We start from the raw sequence: 24336 nt of genomic DNA, 5'->3' as shown, positions 1-24336 counted from the left end.
GCTCACCACCCACTCAGGACGATGCGCCCGCTGACCTGGCGCGACTCCAGTAGTGCGTGGGCCTCGGCCACCTGCGGGAACAGCAGGATACGGTCGATCAGCGGCCGCACCTGGCCACTGTGGATCAACGCCAGGGCCACCCGCAGTTCTTCCAGGGTGGCGCTGCCCGAGCCCTGGACCTTGAGCCGGCGACCGATCAGCAAGCCGGGAGACACTGCCACATTGCCCGGCTGCACATTGCCCAGCACCACCACTCGTCCGCCGAGGGTCATGCTGCGCAGGGTGTCTTCCAGGGTGTGGCCGAGGTTGTCCATGGCCACGTCGACCCCGCGCTTGCCCGTCAGGCGCCAGACCTCGGCGCTGTAGCCCTGGTGGCTGACAATCACTTCATGGGCTCCAAGGCTCTTGAGGAATTCACTCTTTTGCGCGCTGCCGGTGACGGCGATCACCCGCGCGCCCAGTGCCCGGGCCAGCTGGATCTGGTGCGCGCCCAGGCCGCCGCTGGCGCCGTTGATCAATACTGTTTCCCCGGGCTTGAGCGCCGCCTCGCCGTACAGCGCGCGCACGCTGGTGGCGATCGGGCATGAGGCCAGGGCGGCCAGGGTGTAGTCCAGGCCGTCGGGCAACTCCACGGCGGAGATCGCCGGCACCCGCAGGTACTCGGCGTAGGCGCCCTCGGTGTCCACCGATGGCAGGCCCAGGGCGCGGCACAGGTCCTGGCGGCCGCGCAGGCAGTCGCGGCATTGCCCGCAGAAGCGTCGCTGGTAGATCACCACCCGGGCTCCCACCCGCAGTTGCAGGACTCCGGCGCCGACTTGCACCACCTCGCCCGCCACTTCATGGCCCAGTACCACCCCGGTGTGGGCCCCTGGCAGCTGCCCGGCGCGGTGCAGCAGATCGTGGTGGCAAACCCCTGCCGCATGCACTTTGACCAGCACTTCACCGGCCCCGGGTTGCGGTGTCGGCACCTCCTCGACCTGCAGTTGCTCCGGCCCGCCGAAGGCTTTTAGAACTATCGCTTTCATTTTTTATAACCGTTTGTGACCTGATAAGAATATGTTCATATAACAAACATGTTGTTTGCATTGTGCACATCAATTAAGTTTTCCCCACTTTGACGCCGACCTCAAGGGGCAAAGCGTCTTTCTTTCACAATCGATGAAATCCAAACCATGACAGTCGAGTACCAACACGTTGGCGAAGGGATCCTGGTGGTCAGCCTCAACCGCCCCGAGCGCCTCAACGCCCTGGACAGCCAGGCCAAGCACGAACTGGCCGACGCCTGGCAGCGCGCCCAGGATGACCGCGCCGTGCGCGCCATCGTGCTGCGTGGCACCGGCGAGCGGGCGTTCTGCGCCGGCTCCGACCTCAAGGAAATCCGCGAAACCGGCGAGACCGTCAGCAGCCAGGTGCTGGCCCGCGCCCTGCCCGGCGTCGGCCATGAGCTGAGCAAACCGGTGATCGCCGCGTTGCACGGCCACACCCTGGGCCTGGGCATCAGCCTGGCCATTCATTGCGATTTCCGCATCGCCCGCCACGACACCCGCTTCCATTTCCCGGAAGTGCAGCACGGCATGTTGTCCGGCTTCAGCGCCATCACCTTGCCGAGCCTGATTGGCGAAGCTGCGGCCCTGGACATCATGCTCAGTGCCCGCCGGTTCGAGGCCCGCGAGGCCCTGGCCATGGGCCTGGTGAATGAAGTGGTGGACGACGCCTATGCCCGCGCCCTGGAACTGGCGGCGCAGCTCGCGGCCCATTCCGCCAAGGCCGTGGAATGGACCAAGCGCCTGCTGCTGGCCGAGCGCAACAGCCGCCTGCAGCGGCATCTGGCACTGGTCGACCAGGCCCGAAAGGACGTCATGCTCGACCGTTGAGCGCGGCCCACGAAGGCCGCCCGCACCCTCTGCCCATAACGAGAAACACCAACACTTCAGCCTCGCCAGTACTGTCAGGAACTCCCACCACCAGGAATGGAAAGCGGCACCTAAACATTGGAGCCTCACCATGTCTCGCCCGTACACCCGCTTTCACCCCAGGCTCAGCCTGCTGACCGCCGGCATCCTCGGCCTGTGCGCCAGCCCGGCGGCCCTGGCCGACGAGAGTGGCGCCCGCACTTCGGCCACTGGCGACACTGCGTTGCAGACTGTCATCGTCACCGGCGCCCGGGACAGCGGCCGCACCGTGGCCAAGAGCCTGGCGCCGATCGATGTGATCAGCGCCGACGACCTGGCCCGTTCCGGCAAGCAGAACCTGCGCGACGCCCTGGCCGCCGCCGTGCCGTCCTACACCAATGCCGCCGGCTTCACCGGTGGCACCGGCCTGTCGGTCAAGTCCGCGACCCTGCGCGGCCTGGGCGGCAACCACGTGCTGGTGCTGGTCAATGGCAAGCGCCGGCACAACACGTCGCTGATCTTCGTCCAGACCGCCGCCACCGCCAGTGGCCAGTCGCCGGCCGACCTCGACCTGATCCCGGTCAGCGCCGTGGACCACATCGAAGTCCTGCGCGACGGCGCCGCCGCACAATACGGTTCGGACGCAATTGCCGGGGTGATCAACATCATCCTCAAGAGCAACCACTCCGGCGGCAGCGCCAGCGCCCTGTACGGGCAGTACGCGAATCGGGTTGGCGGCAAGGGCAATTTCGGCGCCCGGGGCCAGGGTCAGATCAACCAGGGCTTCGAGCTGCCCAATGAGGGCTTCTTCAGCCTCAGCGCCGACATCGGCGTGCAGGAAAGCTCCAACGTCGCCGGCGCGGTACCGGATCGCACCAGTATCTATTTCCGCCAGAACGGCCAGCCCGACCCACGGGAAACCAGCGAAAGCCGCTACCGCCAGCAACTGGGCCAGCCGCGCTCCCAGACCTACAACTTCGGCTACAACGCCGAACTGCCGCTGAACGAGGCCTACACCCTGTACTCGTTCTCGACCCTGAGCCACCGCAATTCCACCAGCTGGGGCACCTACCGCACCGCCAACTCGCCACAGAACATCGTTTCGGTATACCCGGACGGATTTTCGCCGCGCTTCGTGGTCGAGGAAGACGACTTCCAGAGCGTGTTCGGCGTGCGCAACGACGACCTGCTGGGCTGGCATTGGGACCTGAGCACCAGCTATGGCTACAACAATGCCAACACCCGCAACGAGCGCTCGCTGAACCCGTCCCTGGGACCGGACAGCCCGCGTGACATGGACGGCGGCAACCTGATCGCCAGCCAGTGGACCAACAACCTGGACCTGACCCGGGCCTTCGACACCGGGCTGTTCGCCAAGCCGCTGAACGTCTCCACCGGCCTTGAGTTCCGCCGCGACGGCTTCGAGATCCAGGCCGGCGAATACGCGTCTTATGCCGACGGCGGTTATGTGTTCCCCGCCGGCAGCCCCCTCGCCGGCCAGCGCCCGAACCCCGGCGCGCCAGGGCTGGTGGGTTTTACCCCTGCCGATGCGCATAACTATTCGCGGACCAATACCGCCGCCTATATCGACTTCAGCCAGAGCCTGACCGAGCAGTGGGACATGAGCCTGGCCGGCCGTTTCGAGCACTACAGCGATTTTGGCGACACCGGCAGCGGCAAGCTCTCGACCCGCTATGCCTTCAACCCACAGTTCGCGGTGCGCGGCACCCTCAGCAACGGCTTTCGCGCGCCGTCCCTGCAACAGCAGTACTACTCCTCGTCGCTGACCGCCTGGCGCACCAGCCCGCTCACCGGCCAGCTGGAGCAGGCCACCACCCGCTATGTGACCGTCGACGACGCCGCCGGCAAGGCCCTGGGCGCCAAGGCCTTGAAGCCCGAGCGCTCGACCAACTACAGCCTGGGTTTTGTGCTCACACCGACCGAGAACCTCGACGTCACCCTCGACCTGTACCAGATCGACATCAAGGACCGCGTGCTGCAGACCAGCAACCTGCAAGGCACCGCCGTGTCCAACCTGCTGGCGAGCAACGGTCTGGACCCGAACCAGATCGTGTCCTACTTCGGCAACCTGGCCGACACCCGCACCCGGGGCATCGACCTGGTGGCCGACTACCGCTATGACCTGGGCCGCTACGGCAAGACCAAGTGGACCCTGCTCAGCAACCAGAGCCTGCAGACCATCGAGAAAATCAAGGAGCCCGAGGCCCTCGCCGGCACCGGGGTCAGCGCGGTGGGCCGCGACCGCCAGGGCAACCTGACCTCGGCCTATCCGAAAAACGTGACCTCGCTGACCGCCGCCTGGCAGCTGGGCGACTTCGACGTCACGCTCAAGGGCACCCGCTACTCGAAAGTCACCGGGCGCAACCAGATCAGCGCCAGCCGTGACGAGGAAATCCGTCCGGCGCTGATCACCGACCTGAGCCTGGGCTACTGGCTCAGCGATGCGGTGAAGGTCACGGTGGGTGGCGAAAACATCTTCGACCGTCGGCCGCAGCAGTTGAATGACGAGGCCAAGCGCTTCTACTTCTTCCCCACCGACAACCCGACCTACAGCTGGTACTCGCCCTACGGCCTGGAAGGCGCGTACTACTTCGCCAAAGTCGACGTGAGCTGGTAAATGAGCATTTCCAGCACCCTGCCCGTTGATGCCCGGCCCAGCGCCGGGACCTCGGTGCCCGAGTTCGACCAGCGCCTGTACCGCAAACTGGCGTGGCGCATCATGCCGTTCCTGTTCCTGTGCTTCGTGCTCAATTGGCTGGACCGGGTCAATATCGGTTTCGCCCATTTGCAGTTCAAGACCGACCTCAACATCAGCGACGCCACCTTCGGCATCATCGTCGGCGTGTTCTCCATCGGTTACCTGCTGTTCGAGATCCCCAGCAACCTGTTGCTGGAAAAAATCGGCGCCAAGAAAACCATGACCCGGATCATGATCCTCTGGGGCCTGGTGACCATCGCCACCGCCTTCGCCCAGACCCCGGCGCAGTTTTACGTGCTGCGGGTGCTGCTGGGGGCGGCCGAAGCCGGGTTCTTCCCCGGGGTGATCCTGTACCTGACCTACTGGTTCCCGGCCAGCCACCGAGCGCGGATCACCTCGCGTTTTATCATGGCGATTGCCGTGTGCGGGATTATCGGCGGGCCCTTGTCGACCTCGATCATGAGCCACTTCGCCGGCATCGCCGGGTTCACCGGCTGGCAATGGCTGTTCGTGATCACCGGCATTCCACCGGTGCTCGCCGGGCTGTTCGCCTGGTACTGGCTGGACGACAGACCGGCTTCGGCCAAATGGTTGAGCGCCGCTGAAAAGCACGCCATCGAACAGGCCCTGGTCCGCGAGCGGCAACAGCGCAAACCCGGCGGCCACACGCGCTTTGTCGAGGCCTTGAAAGACCGCAAGGTGTGGTTCATCACCCTGGCCTACTGCCTGACCATCATGTGCACCGGCAACGTCACCAATATCTGGGCGCCGTCGATCATCCGCGACTCCGGGGTCAGCAACCTCGGGCAACTGGGTCTGCTCTCGGCCCTGCCCTATGTGGTCGGCGTCAGCCTGATGCTCTGGGCCTGCCGCCATTCGGACCTGCACCAGGAGCGGCGCTGGCACTTCGCTCTCGGCGGTCTGGCAGCGGCTCTGGCGATGCTGATTCTGCCCAACTTCCTGTTCAGCCCGTATTCGGCGATTGCCGTGCTGACCCTGATGACCAGCGGCTACCTGGTGGCCACGGCGATTTTCTGGACCATCCCCACCTACTACCTGTCGGACCACGCCAAGGCCGCCGGCCTGGCCCTGGTCAATTGCTGCGGACAAATCAGCAGCCTGCTGACGCCGATCATGATCGGCGCGATCAAGACCTCCACCGGCAGCATCAGCCTGGCGCTGTACATCGTCGCCGGCCTGGTGGCCTGCGGCACGCTGATCCTCTTGCTCGGCGTGCCGCGACACGCCCTGCGCGACGCTTCCTGACTTTTTTTGATGGACACTTCCATGACCGATTACCTCGCCCTGGCCCAGCAGTTGGCCACCCAGATTCAACCCGGCGCCGCCGAGCGCGACGCCGGGCGGATCCTGCCCCATGCCCAACTGGACCTGATCCGCGACTCCGGCCTCGGCGCCGCCCGGGTCCCTCGGGAGCTGGGCGGCGGCGACGTCAGCCAGTTGCAGGTGGCGCAGATCTTTATCGCCCTGGCCAAGGCCGACCCCAGCGTGGCCCAGGCGCTGTTTCCGCACTTCGCCACGGTCGAGCACCTGCGCCTGATCGCCAACCCCGAGCAACAACGCCAGTACCTCGGTGCCTTCGCCGAGCGCCAACTGTCTTCGGGGGCGATCGCCGAGCGCAGCGGCACCTTCCGCGGAGAAATCCACACCCGCCTGGAGCGCCGTGGCGAACACCTGGTACTCAATGGCAGCAAGTTCTACAGCACCGGTTGCCTGTTCGCCGACCTGCTGAAAATCCAGGCCGTGGATGAAGCCGGCAACGCGCTGTACGTGATGCTGCCGGCGGCGACTCCGGGCATCACCCTGCTCGACGACTGGGACGGCATGGGCCAGCGCGTGACCGCCAGCGGCAGCACCCTGCTGGAGGACGTGGTGGTGCGCCCGGAGCAGGTCATTCCCCTGGCACAGTGGTACCAGCGGCGCAATTACATCGGCGCCAGCGCGCAGTTGATCCATTGCGCGATCGACATCGGCATTGGCCTCGCGGCCCTGGACGATGCGGTGCAGTGGGCGCGGACCGGCTCGCGTCCGGTGCGCGAAAGCGGCGTCGACCAGGCGCGCAACGACCCTTACATCCTGCACACCGTGGGTGACCTGGCGGCCCGCATCCATGGCGCCGAGGCCCTGGTGGAAAAAGCCGCCGGCGCCGTCGAACTGGCGACCCGCAGTCAATTGCTGGGCCTGGCCGAGGGTGAAGAACTGGAAGCGATCCTGGTGCGTTCATCCATCGCCGTGGCCGAGGCCAAGATCGCCTCGACCCGCGCCGCCCTGCATGTCTGCGAACGCCTGTACGAGGTGGGCGGTGCGGCCACCACCCAATCGCGCTACAACTTCGACCGCCACTGGCGCAACGCCCGCACCCACACCACCCACGACGCCCTGGCCTACAAGTACAAGGCGATCGGTGACTACCTGCTCAATGCCCATTCACCGCCCATTGCCTTCACCTACTGAGACCGGACCATGCCCTATGTCAAAACCGGCGGGATCTTGCTCCTGTTGCTGTCCGGCTCGCTGTCGGCGGCCGAACCCTGGAATGACCTGGACGCGCAAATCCAGCGCGCCCTGCCCGGGGTCATCGCCCTGCGCCACGCCATTCACCAGCAGCCGGAGCTGGGCAACCGCGAGGTCCTCACCAGCCAGCGCATCGCCCAGCGCCTGCGCGAGCTGGGCCTGGAAGTGCAGACCGGCATCGCCCACACCGGGGTGGTGGGCATTCTGCGGGGTGGGCGGCCAGGGCCGGTGGTGGCGATCCGCGCCGAACTCGACGCCCTGCCCCTCACCGAGCAGACTGGCCTGCCCTATGCCTCCACGGTGCGCAGCAAGGATGAAGGCAACGACCTGCGCAGCCGAGGCAAGGACATCGGCGTGATGCACGCCTGTGGCCACGACGCGCACATGGCCATGGCCCTGGGCGTGGCCGAAGTGCTGGCGGCCCATCGCGAGCAATTGCCGGGGACCCTCAAGCTGATCTTCCAGCCGGCCGAGGAAGGCCCGCCCCTGGGCGAAGCCGGCGGCGCGCGGCTGATGATCGAGCAAGGGGTGCTGCAGAATCCGGCGCCGCAGGTGATCTTCGGTATCCACGTCACCGCCGGCACGGCCGGGACCTTTACCCTCAGCCGCCAGCGCACCACCGCGGCCGCCGGCACCTTTGTCGCGCGCATCAGCGGGCGCCAGACCCATGCCGCCTTCCCCTGGACCGGCATCGACCCGGTGCCAGTGGCGGCCCAGGTGATCCTCGCCTGGCAGACCATTCCCAGCCGCCAGTCGAACCTCAGCCTGCTGCCGGCGCCGGTGATTTCCGTAGGGCGGATCGAAGGCGGCGAGCGGCACAACATCATCCCCGCCGAGGTGCGCCTGGAGGGTTCGATCCGCACCGTCAGCGACGAACAGCGCGAGGACGTGCTGCAGCGCATGACCCGCACCGCCGAAAAAATCGCCGAAGCCTCCGGGGCCAAGGCCCAGGTCGAGTACCTGCCGGGGGGATATCGCGCCGGCTACAATGACACGGCCCTGGTCGACCGGATGCTGCCGGTGCTGCAACAGGTGTCAACCACCCCGGTGCGGATCGACAACGGCACCTACGGCGCCGACGACTTCGCCGAATACGCGCGGCAGATCCCCGGGTTATTCATGCGCATGGGCGTCACCCCCAAGAGCCTGGAAGGCGGCCCGGTGTGGCCAACCCACTCTCCCGGCTTCCAGGTCGACGACCCCAGCCTGGCGGTGGGCATCCGTGCCCTGAGCCGAATGACCCTGAGCTACATGGGCAATAGCAAGAACCCGTAAGGGCAATGGCGGTCTGGCCCCATTGGGCCACGGCATTGGTCGAAAGATTGGCCGCGCTGGAAGTGCCGGAGTGCTCATCCATGACCGACACCAGGTCCGGCTCCTACAAGGCGTACAGGTAGTCCGGCGGCGAGACCCCATGCAGCCGACGGCGCCGCTGGCCTGGGGCTACTGACGGATCGATAGGGGGTGGTCGCCACCTTCAGCGGCGCCAGCGGCTTGCCCTTGCCCTTGCTCGGGCTGCTGGCCTGCTGGCTGCCGAAGGACGTGTCGCGGGCGGATAACCGAGAACGACGCTTATAGCGATTTCTTGAACGCCGACTTGGTGCAAAATAGCCCCCCTCAAGGGTGAGCCCAGCCCCCTGCCGCGCCACGCCGTGCCCTAAGAATCGAGAGGAGAATCCATTTTGAAACGTGATGTGCCTGAGCCCAAGACCCCGTTCGACGTCACCGAGGTCTCCATTGCCCAACTGCGCGCCGCCCTCGAATCCGGTCAGGTCACGTCTGTGGCGCTGGTCCAGGCGTACCTGGCGCGGATAGACGCCTATGACGGCCCCGCCACGCCGACCGCCCTCAATGCGGTGGTGGTGCGCAACCCCGAAGCCTTGAAGGAGGCCGAGGCCAGCGACGCCCGTCGCGCCCGGGGCCAGGCCCTGGGGCCACTGGATGGCATTCCCTACACCGCCAAGGACAGCTACCTGGTCAAGGGCCTGACCGCCGCCTCCGGCAGCCCGGCCTTTGCCGAACTGGTGGCCTATCGCGACGCCTTCACCATCGAACGCCTGCGCGGCGCCGGGGCCATCTGCCTGGGCAAGACCAATATGCCGCCCATGGCCAACGGCGGCATGCAGCGTGGGGTCTATGGCCGCGCCGAGAGCCCGTACAACGCCGACTACCTCACGGCGCCCTTCGCCTCCGGCTCGTCGAATGGCGCCGGTACGGCCACGGCGGCCAGCTTCGCCGCCTTCGGTCTGGCCGAGGAAACCTGGTCCAGCGGTCGCGGCCCGGCCTCGAACAACGGCCTGTGCGCCTACACCCCTTCCCGCGGGGTGATCTCGGTGCGTGGCAACTGGCCGCTGACCCCGACCATGGACGTGGTAGTGCCCTTCGCCCGGACCATGGCCGACCTGCTGGAAGTGCTGGACGTGGTGGTGGCCGAAGACCCGGACACCCGCGGCGACCTGTGGCGCCTGCAACCCTGGGTGCCGATCCCCAGCGTGGCCTCGGTGCGCCCGGCGTCCTACCCGCAACTGGCGGCCGACGCCAAGGCCCTCAAGGGCAAGCGCCTGGGCGTGCCGCGCATGTACATCAACGCCGACCCCGAGGCCGGCACCAGCGAAGCGCCGGGGATCGGTGGTCCGACCGGCCAGCGCATCCACACCCGGCCCTCGGTGATCGAGCTCTGGCAACAGGCGCGACAGGCCCTGGAAGCGGCCGGCGCCGAAGTGCTGGAAGTGGACTTCCCGCTGGTCTCCAACTGCGAGGGCGACCGCCCGGGTGCGCCGACCGTGTACAACCGCGGCCTGGTGTCCAAGGAGTTCCTGCACCACGAATTGTGGGACCTGACGGCCTGGGCGTTCGATGACTTCCTGCAAGCCAACGGCGACCCCAAGCTCAAGCGCCTGGTGGACGTCGACGGGCCGAAAATCTTCCCCCACGACCCGGGCACCCTGCCCAACCGCGAAGGCGACCTCGCCGCCGGCATGGATGAATACGTGAAGATGGCCGAGCGCGGCATCACCCCCTGGGACCAGATCGACAGCGTGCCCGACGGCCTGCGCGGCCTGGAGCAGACCCGGCGCATCGACCTCGAAGAGTGGATGGATCGCCTGGGCCTGGATGCGGTGCTGTTCCCGACCGTGGCCGACGTGGCCCCGGCCAATGCCGATGTCGACCCGGCGGCGGCGGACATCGCCTGGAGCAACGGGGTCTGGGTGGCCAACGGCAACCTCGCCATCCGCCACCTGGGCGTGCCCACAGTCACCGTGCCCATGGGCCTGATGGCCGACATCGGCATGCCCGTGGGCCTGACCTTCGCCGGCCGCGCCTACGACGACTCGGCCCTGCTGCGCCTGGCCTCGGCCTTTGAATCCACCGCCGACAAGCGGGTGATCCCACCGCGGACTCCGGCCCTGACGGGCAACAAAGGCTGACCACCAAGGGAGTGGCGCGCAGCAGGCGCCACTCCCGACCACCCCGGCGCGCAAGCCGCCGTCACCGCGTCAGGCAACGCGCAGTCCGACTACCACTACATCCGCAAGGAACGAGGCCTGTATGACGCGACGCGGCTCAGCTTGAGCGACGACCTGAGCCTGATCCTCGGCACGCGCCTGAGCGGGGTCGCTGCCGACCTCGAACAACTTCGGCGGATTGTTCTATGGCGACCCGCGCACGTTGCACTGACCTTGCGTGATCAGTACTGAGCCGCCGGATCAGCCAGGTCCGCGCAGTGGCTGATCCGCACTTTCCCTAAACGCCCGGTGGCTCGAATGCAGCCGGCGCCAGGTCGGCTGCCTCGGACGAGCAGAAAATTGTCAGCGTTCAATTCAAACTTTTTGCCGCGCCGGACGTCCTTTATTTAACGCTGCCGACACCTCTTGTGGCCCCAGACAGCTGACTTCAGCTAAGGACGGATGATGACCTTCTTTATTTTTCTACTGGCCTGTGCGGCCGCGGCAAGCACCGGCCTCCTGTTCAAGCCGGGCCCGTGGTACGACGCCCTGGTCAAACCCGGCTTCACCCCACCCAATGGGTTGTTCCCGGTTGCCTGGACGCTGATCTACCTGCTGCTCGCCTGGGCCGGCTACCGCTTGAGCCTGATCCCCGGCAGCCAGCAGGTGCTGGCGTTATGGGCCGCGCAGATTGCGCTGAATACGTTGTGGACGCCGGTGTTCTTCGGCGCCCACCGAATACTGGCCGGCATGCTGATCATCACCCTGTTGTGGCTGGTGGTGGCGGCCATGGTGGTCCTGGCATTGCAGTTGGACCTGATAACCGGGCTGATCCTGTTCCCGTACCTGGCGTGGCTGTGTGTGGCGGCGGCGTTGAATTTTTCCATCCTGCGCAATAACCGCTGATGACCCCTCGCCAACCCGGGACAAGCCGGCTGTGGCCTGCCAGCGAGGAGGAGTTGCGGCAGATGCGCGACTTCAATAAAAAGCTCGCCTGGTTGCCACGCTTTCGAATCCGCAATCGGCTCACGCCCCGGGTGATCCAGGCCCTGCTGCGGGCCGGCCAGATCGGCGGCGCCGGCAAATTACTGCAGCACGGGCTCAAGGCTGAAACACGGGTCATCGGTGTCGACGGCCTTGCGGTGCCCGTGCGCATCCTCAGGCCCGCCGGAAAAGCCAAGGGTGTGGTGCTGGATTTCCATGGCGGCGGCTGGGTGATCGGCAACGCGAAGATGAACGACCCCCTCAACCTGGCCATGGTCAATGAGTGCCAGGTCGCGGTGGTTTCAGTGGACTACCGGCTTGCCGTATCGACCCCGGTTGAAGGCCTGATGCAGGACTGCCTGAGTGCCGCGCGCTGGTTGCTGAGTGCCGAATGCGAGGAGTTTGCCGGCCTGCCGGTGATTGTCGTGGGTGAGTCGGCCGGGGGCCATCTGGCTGTGGCCACCTTGCTGGCCCTGAAACAGTGGCCCGACCTGCTGCAGCGGGTGCGCGGTGCGCTGCTGTACTACGGCGTCTACGACCTCGGCGGAACCCCCAGCGTGCACGCCGCGCCCGCGCAAACCCTGGTGCTGGACGGGCCCGGCATGGTGCAGGCGCTGCGCATGCTGACGCCGGGGTTGAGCGACGAGCAGCGCCGGCAGCCGCCGCTGTCACCGCTGTATGGCGATTTTAACGACTTGCCGCCAGCCCTTCTGCTGGCCGCCGAGCTGGATCCGCTGATAGACGACACCCTGCAGATCGCCGAGCGCTGGGTGCAGTCGGCGGCGGTGGAGGTGCACGTGGTTCCCGCTGCGGCCCATGGCTTCATTCATTTTCCGACCGCACTGGGCGCTGCTGTCCTGGCTTACAGCCGAAAGTGGATAACGGCAAGAATCGATGGGCCCAATTGCTGAAAAACCATCGACTCAAACCCGTCAGCAGGCTTATCTAGATCGCCAGCACAAAACGGCTCTCGCCCCCCGCCTGCGCGCCGGCAGCGGGGTGTTCAAGCAGGAACCCGCAGCGCGCCAGGACTTTCTTCGAACCGAGATTGGCCTCGTAGACATACGCCACCAGCTGCGAAAGCTGCCAGCGCCTGCGCGCCTCCTGGATCAGGTGCCGCACGGCCAGGGTGGCCAGCCCCTGCCCGCATGCGTCTTGCGCGATGCGATAGCCGATCTGCGCAGAACGCTGCACCGGGTCGATGCTTTTCAAGTTGGCCCGACCGACTATTTTTCCCCCGGTCTCTTCGACCACGAACGGGTGCCAGCGGCCATCGGCAAAGTCGGACAAGTAACCTTGAATATGTTCGGTGACGCCCTGCAAGGAGTAGAAAGCCGGGTCACGGGCATCGATATGGGACTCGAACCACTGGCGGTTGTCGGTTTCGAATGCCAGCAAGGCTTGGGCGTCGGTACTTCTCAGTTCGCGAACTCTATAGGTGTTCATTCATCACCTCGGCTGCCCTGCTCGCTAAAGATAAAGGGCGAGCGGCCAGCACAGCTGAATAAAAGGCGGGCTGGTTTTTGCGGCCCGGTCACAGCGAGCGCAAGCTTACAGCACCTGCGCTCCGACTCCATGACCGGCCCAATGGACGACACCCTGCCCGGCTTGCGCTGCAACAGCCGGTGCTCAGGTAAGATGCGCGCCGGATCGAATGCGCTGATGGACCTCAGCCGCCACCCCCGCCAAGGAAATCTGGGTATGGACAATGCGTTGCAAATAGAACCCGGCGAAGAGACGGTCGTAGGACATTGCGAAACCTGTGGGCACGAAACCAGGATGTTTCGCGGTTTTGTATTCAATGCTGACGGCGCTTATGCCGTGTACCTGGGCACCTATACGGCCGCCCATCCCGAGCGGGGCCTGTCGATGGCCGTCAGCCTTCGGGGCTGGGGCGCGGGCTCGGACACAACGGCCAAGGAATGCGTGGCGCTGGAGTGGAGAATCACCGACCGCGAACCCGGTTGCCGGGTCCTCGATGCAGACGACACCTCATGGGCCGGCAAGCCGATTCTGGGCCGGATGCTGTCTCGGCACGAGGCGATGAGTTCCGGTCGCGGAGCCGAAGCCTTCGCCGTCACCGATGCGCTGTGGAAGGCGGATCCTCGGTTGGCCAAGGCCTTGAACAGTGACGCCTAGCCCCGCTCGCCGTTGGCGACACCCAGGCCAACGGCAATGCCCAGGCCGGGCCGCCGACTAGGGCAGCACGCGCTGGCGCTTGAGGCTGTCCAGCGCATTGAGCAGCGACGCGGTTGAGTCGACCCTTTCAGTGAAGCCATAGCGGTAGATTTTGTTGGTATCGGAAATGATGTCGTTCTCGGTGTGGAAGATAAAATCCCCGAAGGCCCAGCCCACCAGTTTCTCCAGGTCGTCTTGAATCAGATTGTGGCGCTTGGCGATCTCCCGCCATAACCCGGCCTTGTCCGGCATGTGCCGGGTCAGTGTCAGCGGCACCGGCGAAGCGATGTTCATTGCCAGGTGCCGGGCGATGTCCGGCCACATGCGTTCCCAGCGGAAAATATCGCCGTTGGCCACATTGAACGCCTCGCCGCCCGCCGACTCGCTGAGGGCTGCCCAGACGCTGGCCCGTGCCAGTAACCCGGCATCCGTGAACTGCAGCAGTTGGCCATAGGCCTTGTCGGTTCCGGGGAATCGCATCGGGATATCAAGGGCACGGGACAATTCGGCAAAGACGCCGATGAGCAGCGCAATATTCATCGGGTTGCCGTGGATATCACCGACAACCAGATCAGGACGCAGCGCCACATAATCCCAACGACTGCGTTCGGCGCGCGTTCCGAGCTGGGCTTCCTGGGCCCTGTACAGGTTCGGCGGCATATGCCCGGCGTCGCTCTCCAGGGCCGGCGTGGGTACCTTGGCGCCCAGGTGCGAACCGTAGATCTTGAAGCCCTGATAGATGACTACCCGTTCAAGGGCGGAATCAGCCTGCTCCAGCCCGTCCAGCACATTGCCCAGCATCCGCGCATTGCGCTGGGCTTCCAGCGCCAAGTCAGGGTCCGGGCTGAAAGCGGCGTAAAACACATGGGTCGTGTCTCGGGCTGCCTGCAACGCGAGGGCCACCGCCTGCGCGTCGACCAGGTCCGCCTGCAAGGTCTCGGTGCCGGCTACGGGGCGCCGATCCAGCGCCCTGACCCGCCAGCCTTCACGCTTGAGTTCCTGGGCCACGGCATTCCCGATGATGCCGTTGGCGCCGACCACCAGCGCGGTTTTAAGGTTTGCCGGAGTGAGGCTCATAGCGCCTCCCCATTACCAAATTCGACCATTTGCTTGCTCCTTCCATGCAGGATGCACGGCTTGAGACACATGATGCCCCTCGCGCTATCTGTGATATAGACTGCCGTCACGACTGACTTCCATGACATAAATTCACAATGGCACGCTGGGATATCAACCGTTTGGCAGAGATGGAAATGTTCATCCGAGTGATAGAGCTCGGCAATTTTTCCTTGGCCGCGCGGGACTTCCGCATGACCCCCTCGGCGGTCAGCAAATTGATTTCACGCCTGGAAACCCGCCTCCAAGCACGCCTGTTGAACCGCACCACGCGCCGCCTGACGCCGACGCCGGAAGGCCACTCGTTTTACGAGCAATGCGTGAGGATTATTGCCGAGGTGGAGGACGCAGAACGCAGTACTTCCGGCCAGGGCGAACCCCGGGGTCGTCTCAGGGTCAGCGCCAGTGTGCCCTTTGCCCAAGGGGTCTTGTTCGCACTGGTTCCAGGGTTTCTCTCGCGCTACCCGGGCATCGAACTCGACATCGTACTGACCGACCAGGTGGTGAATCTGCTGGAAGAGCGAACCGATGTCGCGATACGCCACGGCGCACTGGAAAGCTCGCGCCTGGTGGCCAGGAAGCTCGGTGAATCACGGATGATCGTCGTCGCCGCGCCCGCCTACCTGGAGTTCCATGGCCTGCCGCGCGTGCCCGACGACCTGACCCGGCATAACCGCCTGGACTTCGGCTACACGCGCACCCTCAAAGGCTGGCCTTTTGTGGTGGACGGCACGCAATGGATCGTCTCGCCCGAGGGCAATCTGACGGCCAGCGACGGTGAAGCCCTGCGCCAACTGACACTGGCCGGCATGGGCCTGGCACGCCTCGATGAGTTCCAGGTGGTCGACGACATTACCGCGGGAAGGCTGGTGCCGGTCCTGCAAGGTTTCAACCCGGGCGACGTCGATCCCCTGCACGCCGTGTTTCTCGGACAGGGCCCGCAGATGCCGCTACGGGTGCGGGTTTTTCTCGACTACCTGGTGGCGAATGTTCGACTCCAGCGCCTGGAAGCCGGACAGGCAACGCCCGATATACCGCGTTCTACCTGACGCACTGGTCTGGGCCGCTCGTTGAACCGAGCCCCTACGCCTGCCGCTTCGTGTGGTTGCCCATAAGGCCCGTGGCGCCGGGTGCCGCTAACCCGGCAAAAAACCCAAATTGCCATGTGTTTCCTTCGTCCTTTCCTACGTCGCACCTTTCATTGCCCGTTTCCCCCTGCCTGGAGTTTCTCGATGCCCTCGCCCAAATCCCTGCCCACTGCGCTGTTGGGCCTGGCCCTTGCCTGCCCGGCCCTAGCCGAGGCCCAGGAGGTGGAGCTGGGTCAGGTGCTGATCCGGGCCCAGGAACAGGGCGGCGAGGAACAGACGCTGGAAGACGCCGAGACCCGGCTGTCCCAAGTGCCGGGGGCGACCAATGTGGTCGATATGCGGCGCCCGCTGCAGGGCCGGGTGGCCAGCAACCAGGATGTGCTGGCGTATCAGCCGGGGGTGTACGCGCAGTCGGCGGGCAATGAAGGGGTGAAGATTTCGATTCGCGGCTCGGGTATCAACCGCGCCCCCGGCGCCCATGCGTCGGGGCTGTACACGATGCTCGACGGCCTGCCCCTGACCGGCCCCGGTGGCACGCCCTATGAGTTGCTGGAGCCGCTGTGGCTCGATCACGTGGAAGTGCTGCGCGGCGCCAACGGCTTCGACCGTGGCGCTCTGGCCCTGGGCGGGGCCATCGATTACGTCAGCCACACCGGCTACGACGCGCCGCTGTTGCAGGTGCGCTATGGCATGGGCAGCCACGGCTACCGCCAGCGCCAGGTCAGTTCGGGCCAGGTGCTGGGCGACTTCGATTACTACCTGTCCCTGACCGATGCGCGCTCCGACGGTTACCAGGACCACACCTCCAGCAGCAGCCAGGGAGTGGTGGCCAACTTCGGCTATCGCTTCAACCCGAACCTGGAGACGCGCTTCTACCTGCGCCACCGCGAGACCGAAAACGAACTGGCCGGGCGCGTGACCAAGCGCTCCATCGATCATGATCCACGGGCGGTCAACCCCACCTACGTCGCCCGCGACTACAACCGCGACCAGCCGGGCAGCACCTTTATCGGCAACAAGACCACCTACTACATCGACGACGATTCGAGCCTCCAGACCGGGCTGGTCTATCACGACTACCCCATGGACCTGCGCGAAGGCCCCAACCGCCTGCGGGTGGCCTATACCGACGTCAGCGGCACCTTCGACTACAAGCGCCGCGACACCCTGTGGGGCCTGGAAAGCCACAGCACCCTGGGCCTGCGCGTGACCAAGCACCTGCCCAATGCCGGCGCCAGCGAGTTTGTGCGCATTCCCACCGGCAACACCGCCGGCTATGCACCGGGCACGCGGATCCGTGATTTCACCTACCAGGGTTCAGACAGCGTGCTGCACCTGGGCAACGACCTGGAGATCGCCGACGACCTGTGGCTGACCACGGGCCTGGCGGCCATCTACACCCGCCGTGAAAGCGCGGTGACCTACCCCGACAGCGGCGGCAAGACCAGCCTGCACGACTGGGATTACGCGCCGCGCCTGGGCCTGCGCTACCAGTTGAACAAGGACGTGCAACTGTTCGGCAACCTCAGCCGTTCAGTGGAAGGGCCGCACCCCTGGTCGCTGATCTACAGCTCCAACCGGGTGTTCGGGCCCGGCAGCGGGGTCGCCACCGGCGCCCAGCGCGAGCCGATCGAGTTGCGCAATCAGACCGCTACTACCCTGGAACTCGGCGGGCGTGGCGACAGCGCCCTGGGCCAGTGGAGCCTGGCCTGGTACTACGCCCAGGTGCGGCATGAACTGCTGTCGGTGCTGCCCGACGCCAACGCCACCACGCCCTATGAACTCAACGCCAGCCCCACGGTGCACCAGGGGCTGGAAGCCAGCCTGCAGAGCACCTTGTGGTCGCGGGACGGCGTCGGCCGACTGAGCCTGCGCCAGGCCTACACCTTGAGCGACTTCCACTACCGCGACGATCAGCGCTTTGGCGACAACCGCCTGCCGGGCCTGCCGATGCACTATTACCAGGGCGAGCTGCGCTACGACTGGCCCCTGGGTTTCTTCGCGGCGCTCAATACGCAACTGGTGTCCAAGGCTACGGTGGATTACGCCAACAGCCATTACGCCGACCCTTACGCACTGTTCGGCGCCACCCTGGGCTACAACGCACCCAAGGACGACTGGCAGGCCTGGGTCGACATGCGCAACCTGACCAACCAGCACTACGCCGCCACCGTGACACCGGGCTACGACGACAAAGGGCTGGACGCGGCGCGTTCGACGCCGGGCGAGGGGTTGGGGGTGTATTTCGGTGTGTCGTGGAGCCTGCGCTGAGGGCCGCCCCGCCCTCGCCTCTCGACGCCGACAAATAACCTGCGAACTTGCGCCCATTGCAGGCCCGAGCCGCCACACACTAGAATAGGATTCATTCCCACTTACGACTTTTTCTCATGAAGCCCACTCCACCCGCCGAGGCCGCAACGCTCGAAGCCCTGTATCGCGGCTACCACGGCTGGTTGCTGAGTTGGCTGCGCCGCCGCGTGCAGTGTTCTCACTACGCGGCGGACGTGGCGCAGGACACCTTTATCCGTCTGCTCGCCACCGGCCCCTATGTGGCCCCGTGCGAACCCCAGGCCTACCTCGCAACCGTGGCGCGTCGCCTGTTGATGGACAAGGGCCGGCGCCAGCGCCTGGAGCAGGCCTACCTGGAAGAGCTCAAACTCTGCGCCGCCTGCATGGACCACGCGCCTTCGCCGGAGCAGATCCTGCAAGCGGTGCAAGTGCTGGAGGCCATCGACCGGGCCTTGGCCCAGATGAAGCCCCGGGTGCGCGAGAGTTTTATCCTGCGGCACCTCGAAGGCCTGGACCAGACGCAGATCGCCCAGCGCCTGGGGGTCTCGGTGCGCACCGTGCAGCACGATCTGGTGGAGGCCCTGCTGGCCTGCGACCGGTGCGCCCAGGCATGAAGTCATCGCTGCCACCCGAGGTATTGCGGCAGGCCGCCGAATGGCTGGTGCGCCTCGACCACCAGACCGATGCCGCCACCGAACAGGCGTTCCAGGCCTGGCTGGCCGCCGACCCGCAACACCGCCACAGCATCACGCGCCTGCAAGGCCACCTGCTGCCCCTGCAACAGGCCCCGGCCCGTGCCGCATTGCGCCGGGCCCGACAACCACGAGCCGCGGCCACGGCGGCCAAATGCCTGGGCCTGGCTGTGCTGCTGGGCCTGGCTGCGGTGCCGGCCTATGAGTATGGGCAGCAGGGTTACCTGCTGGCCGACCTCAGCACCGGCAGCGGCCAGTGGCGCCAGCAACGCCTGGACGATGGCAGCGACCTGCAACTCGAAGGCGGCTCGGCGGTGGACCTGCACTTTGACCCCCGCCAGCGTCGGGTGCAGTTGCTGCGTGGCGAAATCCTGGTGAACGTGGCCAAGGATGCCCAGCGGCCGTTTTATGTCGACACCCCCCAAGGCAGCATCCGCGCCCTGGGCACGCGGTTTATCGTCCAGCGCAGCGGCGATGCGACCCAGGTCACCATGCTCGAGTCCTCCACCCGCATCGACAGCGCCGGGCAACAGCAGGTGCTCGGTCCCGGCCAGCGCCTGCGTTTCGACGCCCGGGGCCCGGGGACGGTGGAACAGGTCGATGCTGACGCCCTCGAGCAAGCCTGGACCCACCATCAATTGCTGGCCAATGACCAGCCCCTGGCGGACGTGCTTGAACGCCTGTCGCGGCATCGACCGGGCCTGCTGCTGTTCGATCGCCAGGCCTTGCAAGGCCTGCGCGTGACGGTGATGTTGCCGACCGACGACAGCGACAAGGCGCTGCGCCTGCTGCAGCGCACCTTGCCGATTGAAGTCAGCCACTACACCCCATGGCTGACCCGGGTGACCCTGCCCCCCGCGGAAAAATAATGTGCCCGGGCGTTGCGTGTTTGCGGTTTTGCTCCGTCCTTCCCTTGGCCAACATCCAAAGGAGCACCGATAACATGTCTTCAATCCCGTCCACCCGTGGCGGCCTGCTGCTGGCCGGCCACCTGTTGCTTGGCTGCCTGCCGCTGGCGTTGCCGGCCCTGTCCTATGCCCAGGAGCAGGTCCAGGCCTTCGACATTGCCCCCGGTCCCCTGGGTGATGTGCTGAGCCGTTTTGCCCAGGCCGCCGGTACGCCGATCTCCTTCCAGTCCGAGCAGGTGGCCGGCTTGACCAGCCCCGGCGTGCGCGGCAACTACAGCGTGGCGGACGGGTTTGCCCAAGTGCTCGGCGGCAGCGGCTTCAGTGCCCGGGCCAGCGCCGATGGCTACCAGCTCGACAGTGCCCCGGTGCAAGGTGCGCTGGCGCTGGGCGCGACCCAGATCAACGCCAACCTGTTGGGCACCATCACCGAAGGCAGCGGCTCCTACACCCCGGGCACCCTCGCCACCTCCACGCGCATGGTGCTCACCCCGCGGGAAACGCCGCAGTCGATCACCGTGATCACCCGCCAGCACATGGACGATTTCGCCCTCAGTTCCATCGACGATGTGATGCGCCACACCCCGGGCATCACCGTGTCGACCTATGACAGCGAACGCACCAACTACTTCGCGCGGGGTTTCTCGGTCGAGAACTTCCAATACGACGGCATCCCGACCCTGCGCAACTCGGCCTATTCGTCGGGGCAGACCCTGAGCGACATGGCGATCTATGACCGGGTGGAAGTGCTCAAAGGCGCCACCGGCCTGCTGAACGGCGCCGGAGCGCCCGGGGCGACGATCAACCTGATCCGCAAAAAGCCGACCCGCGACTTCAAGGCCAACATCGAGCTGGGCGCCGGCAGCTGGGACAACTACCGCTCGCAGATCGATGTCAGCGGCCCCCTGACCGACAGCGGCAACCTGCGCGGCCGGGCCGTGGCGGTGTACCAGGACAAGCATTCGTTCATGGACCATTACCAGCGCAAGACCAGCGTCTACTTCGGCAGCCTGGAAGCCGACCTCGGCGAGGACACCCTGCTGACGGTGGGCTTCGACGCCCAGGAAAACGACCCCCAGGGCTCGGGATGGTCCGGCAGCCGGCCGCTGTTCGACCGCAATGGCGACCGCATCGACGTCAAGCGCTCCTACAACAACGGCGCCAAGTGGAGCCGCTGGGAACAGTACACCCAGAGCGTGTTCTCGACCCTGGAACACAGCTTCGCCAATGGCTGGGTGGCCAAGGCGCAACTGACCCATCTGCAAAACGGCTACAACGCGCCGCTGGGTTCGGTGCAGAGCGGCCCGTTCCCGGCCACCGGGCTGTCGTCGCTGTGGTCCAACAAATTCACCGGCAAAACCCGCGCGGATTCGGCCGACCTGTACGTCAACGGCCCCTTCAGCCTGCTGGGTCGCGAGCATGAACTGGTGGTGGGCGCCTCGGCCTCCAATTCCCACTGGACCGGCAAGGACTACGGCGCCCCCGTCTACGCCAACGGCAACAGCTTCGACTTCTGGAGCTTCAACGGCGATCGCGCCGAGCCGGACTGGGGCGAACCGACCCAGTACAACGACCTGACCACCCGCCAGAGCGCGGGCTACATCAGCGCCCGCTTCAATCTCAGCGATGACCTGAACCTGTTCCTCGGCACCCGCGTCGCCAACTACAAACTGACCGGAGACGAACACTCCACGGAAACCGGGCGGCTGGTGCCCTACGTCGGCGTCACCTACGACCTCAACGACAACTTCACCGCCTACGCCAGCTACACCGAAATCTTCATGCCCCAGACTTACAACCGCGACCGCAACAACAAGGTGCTGGAGCCGGATGAAGGCAAGAACTACGAGGTCGGGGTCAAGGGTGAATTCTTTGACGGACGGCTCAACACCAGCCTGGCGTACTTCGAGGTCCACGAAAGCAACCGCGCCGAAGGCGACGCCGAATACAACGCCGCGCCGACCAACCCGGCGCTGGGCTACGCCTCGGTCGGCACCGACGCCAAGACTCGGGGCTATGAAGCGGAGATTTCCGGCGAACTGGCCCCGGGCTGGCAGCTCCAGGCCGGCTACACCCATAAGATCATCCGCGACCACCAGAGCAAGAAACTCTCGACCTGGGAGCCGGAAGACCAGGTCAGCTTCGACACCTCGTACACATTCCAGGGTGCCCTCGACCGCCTGACCGTCGGCGGCGGCGCGCGCTGGCAGAGCAAGGCCTGGCAGAACCTGTACATTCGGCCGAAGAACCAATACCAGGACTTCTCCCAGGAGGCCTACTGGCTGGTGGACCTGATGGCGAAGTACCAAATCACCGAACACCTGTCCACCACCCTTAACCTCAATAACGCCTTCGACAAGCGCTACTACACCAACATCGGCTTCTACAACACCGCCTACTACGGCGACCCGCGCAACGTGATGCTCAACACCCGCTGGGATTTCTAGCCCCCGTCCCAGCCAAAAAAAAACGCCATGCCCTCCCCCGAGGCCATGGCGTTTTTGCGCGCGGTCGCAAGGCTCGGCAGCGGCTACAGGGTTGCGGCGCCGGTTTGCCAGTCATCGGGGATCACTGCAATCACATCGATTTCCATCAGCCATTGCGGCTGGCCCAGGCCCGAGATCACCAACCCGGTAGAGATCGGGAACACGCCCTTGAGCCACTTGCCGATCTCCTGATACACCGGCTCGCGGTAGCGCGGGTCGATGATGTAGGTGGTGGTTTTGACGATATGGGACAGGTCCGAACCCGCCTCTTCCAGCAGTTGCTTGACGTTTTTCATCGCCTGCTCGGCCTGGGCCCGGGGGTCGCCGAGGCCGACCAGGTTGCCGTCGAAATCGGTGCCGATCTGGCCGCGCACATACACCGTGTTGCCGGCGCGCACGGCCTGGCACAGGTCGTTGTCCAGGGCCTGGTTGGGGTAGGTTTCCTTGGTGTTGAACATGCGGATGCGGGTGTGGGTGGGCTGCGACATCGGGAGCTCCTGAATAGAGAAATACAACGCCAGGCCGGCACTGCGGGTGCCGGTTCGGACCATGGTTGTCAGGCACTGACCGCCGGCTTTTCCAGCAGGGTGAGCGGCGCGACGGCGCTGTCCGCCTGGCGCTGGCTGGCATCGCGATAGGTCAGGTACTGGCGCTGGGTGGCGATATGGTCGGCGACGTATTTGGCGTCGTGCCAAACGCCCCAGATAAACGACGAACCACGCCGTGACTGCCACGGCAGGCCCAGGAAGTAGATCCCCGATTCCGTGGACACCCCGCGCTGGTGCTGCGGCTTGCCGCTGGCATCAAAGGCATCGACTTCCAGCCAGCTGTAATCCGCAACAAAACCGGTGGCCCAGATGATGGTACTGATACCTGCCGCCGCCAGATCGAGTTCGAGGATCGGCTGGGTCACGCACTGCGGATCAGGGAATACCCGACGGGCTTCAGGGTCGAGGGGCAGGTCCAGGCCGTTGCGCTCGATATAGGCATCGGCGGCATTGAGCAGCGCCAGGTAGTTCTCGTCGCCGCGTGCCAGGTTGTCGACCAGGTCCGGGCAAAAGGTCACCACCCCGTCCTTGAAGGACTGGGTCAGGCCCACCAGGTTCAGGCCGCGCTGGGCCAGCTCGCGAAAGTCCACGGTACGCCCGCCGTGGGCACCGCTGACGGCGATGGTCACGTGCTCGCGCCCGGGCTTCATCGCGGCCGCGTCCCACTCCCCCAGCACCCCCAGCCACCAGCAGAAATCCCGGTTGCGATAGGCCCGTGGCGGCCGGTCGTGCTGGCCGATGGAGAGGTAGACGGTCTTGCCGGCGCGTTGCAGTTCATCGGCAATCTGCGTGCCCGATGAACCGGCGCCCACCACCAGCACCGCGCCTTCGGGCAGTTGCCCAGGGTTGCGGTAGTGCGCCGAATGCAATTGGGTCAGGCGTGGATCCTGGGGCGCGATGGCCGGGATCACCGGCTGCTGGAACGGCCCGGTCGCCGCCACCACGCGGTTGGCTTCGATCACGCCCTCGGAGGTTTCCACGGTAAAGCCCGGACGCCCGATATTGCGCCGCACCTTGTGCACCTCGACCCCGGTGCGGATCGGCGCGTTGAAGGTGCGGGCGTAGGCCTCGAAGTAATCCGCCACCCGCTCCTTGGAGGCAAAGCTGTCCGGGCTCAGGTCGTCGAACTCCAACCCCGGAAAGCGATCGTGCCAGGCCGGACCATTGGCCACCAGGGAATCCCAGCGCCCGGTGCGCCAGGCCTCGGCGATCCGGTTGCGCTCCAGCACCAGGTGCGGCACCCCCAGTTTGCTCAGGTGTTCGCTCATGGCCACGCCTGCCTGACCGGCGCCCACAACCAGCGTATCTGTCTGTATTTTTCCAGCTGTCATGCCTGTGTCCTTCTCGAAGGCGGGTGTGGTCGCATTCTGTGCAGATACCGGGCATAGCGAAATTATGATTTTTGTCGTCGCAAGGCAGGAAAAAACTAGGGCCGGCAGCGACGCCTGCACGACCCTGTGG

At 65.6% G+C, this 24336-nt stretch carries 20 protein-coding genes; 15 read left to right on the top strand and 5 right to left on the bottom strand.

The genetic code is table 11. From position 1 onward, the window contains the following. Positions 1 to 2: 2 nt before the first annotated feature. Entirely contained in the window at positions 3 to 1025 is a 1023-nt protein-coding gene (locus tag AC19YX_RS22950; RefSeq protein ID WP_500607105.1) for an alcohol dehydrogenase catalytic domain-containing protein, read from the bottom strand. Positions 1026 to 1172: 147 nt separating this feature from the next. Here AC19YX_RS22950 and AC19YX_RS22945 point away from each other — a divergent pair, with 147 nt between their 5' ends. The 9 genes from AC19YX_RS22945 to AC19YX_RS22905 all read left to right on the top strand — a co-directional run bounded on the left by AC19YX_RS22945 (position 1173) and on the right by AC19YX_RS22905 (position 12484). Beyond that, the gene (locus tag AC19YX_RS22945) at positions 1173 to 1874 is read left to right on the top strand and encodes an enoyl-CoA hydratase/isomerase family protein (protein ID WP_500607104.1); all 702 of its coding nucleotides are present in this window, start codon (positions 1173 to 1175) and stop codon (positions 1872 to 1874) included. Between the two features lie 130 nt (positions 1875 to 2004). After that, positions 2005 to 4530, top strand: coding sequence for a TonB-dependent receptor plug domain-containing protein (locus AC19YX_RS22940; protein ID WP_078468957.1), 2526 nt, complete (start codon positions 2005 to 2007; stop codon positions 4528 to 4530). Then, entirely contained in the window at positions 4531 to 5877 is a 1347-nt protein-coding gene (locus AC19YX_RS22935) for an MFS transporter (protein WP_078468956.1), read from the top strand. It begins immediately after the preceding gene. Between the two features lie 21 nt (positions 5878 to 5898). Next, the gene (locus tag AC19YX_RS22930) at positions 5899 to 7083 is read left to right on the top strand and encodes an acyl-CoA dehydrogenase family protein (protein ID WP_500607103.1); all 1185 of its coding nucleotides are present in this window, start codon (positions 5899 to 5901) and stop codon (positions 7081 to 7083) included. A 9-nt stretch (positions 7084 to 7092) separates the two neighbouring features. Continuing rightward, entirely contained in the window at positions 7093 to 8418 is a 1326-nt protein-coding gene (locus AC19YX_RS22925; protein WP_500607102.1) for an amidohydrolase, read from the top strand. A gap of 419 nt (positions 8419 to 8837) precedes the next feature. Then, the gene (locus AC19YX_RS22920) at positions 8838 to 10571 is read left to right on the top strand and encodes an amidase (RefSeq protein WP_500607175.1); all 1734 of its coding nucleotides are present in this window, start codon (positions 8838 to 8840) and stop codon (positions 10569 to 10571) included. Positions 10572 to 10712: 141 nt separating this feature from the next. Next, positions 10713 to 10841, top strand: coding sequence for a hypothetical protein (locus tag AC19YX_RS22915; RefSeq protein WP_500607101.1), 129 nt, complete (start codon positions 10713 to 10715; stop codon positions 10839 to 10841). 213 nt (positions 10842 to 11054) lie between these two features. Continuing rightward, positions 11055 to 11495 carry a tryptophan-rich sensory protein TspO gene (tspO, locus tag AC19YX_RS22910; RefSeq protein WP_500607100.1) on the top strand — a complete coding sequence of 147 codons (441 nt, stop codon included), beginning with the start codon at positions 11055 to 11057 and terminating at the stop codon, positions 11493 to 11495. Between the two features lie 62 nt (positions 11496 to 11557). Further along, positions 11558 to 12484, top strand: coding sequence for an alpha/beta hydrolase (locus AC19YX_RS22905; protein WP_500607099.1), 927 nt, complete (start codon positions 11558 to 11560; stop codon positions 12482 to 12484). A gap of 34 nt (positions 12485 to 12518) precedes the next feature. Here the strand turns inward: AC19YX_RS22905 and AC19YX_RS22900 are convergent, their stop codons facing one another. After that, positions 12519 to 13019 (bottom strand): GNAT family N-acetyltransferase, encoded by a 501-nt coding sequence (locus AC19YX_RS22900; protein WP_500607098.1) that lies wholly within the window; start codon positions 13017 to 13019, stop codon positions 12519 to 12521. A gap of 141 nt (positions 13020 to 13160) precedes the next feature. On the opposite strand from AC19YX_RS22900, the gene AC19YX_RS22895 reads away from it, so the two are divergent. Then, entirely contained in the window at positions 13161 to 13712 is a 552-nt protein-coding gene (locus tag AC19YX_RS22895) for a hypothetical protein (protein WP_421546538.1), read from the top strand. Positions 13713 to 13769: 57 nt separating this feature from the next. Here AC19YX_RS22895 and AC19YX_RS22890 read toward each other — a convergent pair whose 3' ends face one another. Then, entirely contained in the window at positions 13770 to 14828 is a 1059-nt protein-coding gene (locus AC19YX_RS22890; RefSeq protein WP_500607097.1) for an SDR family oxidoreductase, read from the bottom strand. A gap of 137 nt (positions 14829 to 14965) precedes the next feature. Between AC19YX_RS22890 and AC19YX_RS22885 the strand changes: the two genes are divergently transcribed. From AC19YX_RS22885 to AC19YX_RS22865, 5 genes are all read left to right on the top strand, one after another. Continuing rightward, entirely contained in the window at positions 14966 to 15916 is a 951-nt protein-coding gene (locus AC19YX_RS22885) for a LysR family transcriptional regulator (RefSeq protein WP_500607096.1), read from the top strand. Between the two features lie 183 nt (positions 15917 to 16099). Continuing rightward, a complete protein-coding gene (locus AC19YX_RS22880) occupies positions 16100 to 18226 on the top strand; it encodes a TonB-dependent receptor family protein (RefSeq protein ID WP_500607095.1) in 2127 nt (708 codons plus the stop codon). 116 nt (positions 18227 to 18342) lie between these two features. After that, complete coding sequence (locus AC19YX_RS22875; protein WP_078468946.1) at positions 18343 to 18858, top strand: sigma-70 family RNA polymerase sigma factor; 516 nt, start codon at positions 18343 to 18345, stop codon at positions 18856 to 18858. Beyond that, positions 18855 to 19805, top strand: coding sequence for a FecR family protein (locus AC19YX_RS22870; protein WP_500607094.1), 951 nt, complete (start codon positions 18855 to 18857; stop codon positions 19803 to 19805). The genes AC19YX_RS22875 and AC19YX_RS22870 overlap by 4 nt, the downstream gene beginning before the upstream one ends. Positions 19806 to 19879: 74 nt before the next feature. Next, positions 19880 to 22288, top strand: a complete 2409-nt coding sequence (locus AC19YX_RS22865) for a TonB-dependent siderophore receptor (RefSeq protein WP_078468944.1) — start codon at positions 19880 to 19882, stop codon at positions 22286 to 22288. An 83-nt stretch (positions 22289 to 22371) separates the two neighbouring features. Here the strand turns inward: AC19YX_RS22865 and AC19YX_RS22860 are convergent, their stop codons facing one another. Both AC19YX_RS22860 and AC19YX_RS22855 read right to left on the bottom strand, forming a co-directional pair. Then, positions 22372 to 22815, bottom strand: coding sequence for a RidA family protein (locus AC19YX_RS22860; RefSeq protein ID WP_078468943.1), 444 nt, complete (start codon positions 22813 to 22815; stop codon positions 22372 to 22374). A gap of 68 nt (positions 22816 to 22883) precedes the next feature. Beyond that, the gene (locus AC19YX_RS22855) at positions 22884 to 24206 is read right to left on the bottom strand and encodes a flavin-containing monooxygenase (RefSeq protein WP_500607093.1); all 1323 of its coding nucleotides are present in this window, start codon (positions 24204 to 24206) and stop codon (positions 22884 to 22886) included. Between the last annotated feature and the right edge of the window lie 130 nt (positions 24207 to 24336).

This window comes from Pseudomonas sp. MF09150 (assembly GCF_059862355.1).
The sequence above is the reverse complement of the archived record's forward strand: the minus strand, read 5'-3'. Positions and strand labels throughout refer to the sequence as shown.

Bases quoted from the DNA above. Each gene is read 5' to 3' on its own strand.
- AC19YX_RS22950 (WP_500607105.1), bottom strand. From the start codon at position 1,025: ATGAAAGCGATAGTTCTAAAAGCCTTCGGCGGGCCGGAGCAACTGCAG.
- AC19YX_RS22945 (WP_500607104.1), top strand. From the start codon at position 1,173: ATGACAGTCGAGTACCAACACGTTGGCGAAGGGATCCTGGTGGTCAGC.
- AC19YX_RS22940 (WP_078468957.1), top strand. From the start codon at position 2,005: ATGTCTCGCCCGTACACCCGCTTTCACCCCAGGCTCAGCCTGCTGACC.
- AC19YX_RS22935 (WP_078468956.1), top strand. From the start codon at position 4,531: ATGAGCATTTCCAGCACCCTGCCCGTTGATGCCCGGCCCAGCGCCGGG.
- AC19YX_RS22930 (WP_500607103.1), top strand. From the start codon at position 5,899: ATGACCGATTACCTCGCCCTGGCCCAGCAGTTGGCCACCCAGATTCAA.
- AC19YX_RS22925 (WP_500607102.1), top strand. From the start codon at position 7,093: ATGCCCTATGTCAAAACCGGCGGGATCTTGCTCCTGTTGCTGTCCGGC.
- tspO (WP_500607100.1), top strand. From the start codon at position 11,055: ATGACCTTCTTTATTTTTCTACTGGCCTGTGCGGCCGCGGCAAGCACC.
- AC19YX_RS22905 (WP_500607099.1), top strand. From the start codon at position 11,558: ATGCGCGACTTCAATAAAAAGCTCGCCTGGTTGCCACGCTTTCGAATC.
- AC19YX_RS22900 (WP_500607098.1), bottom strand. From the start codon at position 13,019: ATGAACACCTATAGAGTTCGCGAACTGAGAAGTACCGACGCCCAAGCC.
- AC19YX_RS22895 (WP_421546538.1), top strand. From the start codon at position 13,161: ATGGACGACACCCTGCCCGGCTTGCGCTGCAACAGCCGGTGCTCAGGT.
- AC19YX_RS22890 (WP_500607097.1), bottom strand. From the start codon at position 14,828: ATGAGCCTCACTCCGGCAAACCTTAAAACCGCGCTGGTGGTCGGCGCC.
- AC19YX_RS22885 (WP_500607096.1), top strand. From the start codon at position 14,966: ATGGCACGCTGGGATATCAACCGTTTGGCAGAGATGGAAATGTTCATC.
- AC19YX_RS22880 (WP_500607095.1), top strand. From the start codon at position 16,100: ATGCCCTCGCCCAAATCCCTGCCCACTGCGCTGTTGGGCCTGGCCCTT.
- AC19YX_RS22875 (WP_078468946.1), top strand. From the start codon at position 18,343: ATGAAGCCCACTCCACCCGCCGAGGCCGCAACGCTCGAAGCCCTGTAT.
- AC19YX_RS22870 (WP_500607094.1), top strand. From the start codon at position 18,855: ATGAAGTCATCGCTGCCACCCGAGGTATTGCGGCAGGCCGCCGAATGG.
- AC19YX_RS22865 (WP_078468944.1), top strand. From the start codon at position 19,880: ATGTCTTCAATCCCGTCCACCCGTGGCGGCCTGCTGCTGGCCGGCCAC.
- AC19YX_RS22860 (WP_078468943.1), bottom strand. From the start codon at position 22,815: ATGTCGCAGCCCACCCACACCCGCATCCGCATGTTCAACACCAAGGAA.
- AC19YX_RS22855 (WP_500607093.1), bottom strand. From the start codon at position 24,206: ATGACAGCTGGAAAAATACAGACAGATACGCTGGTTGTGGGCGCCGGT.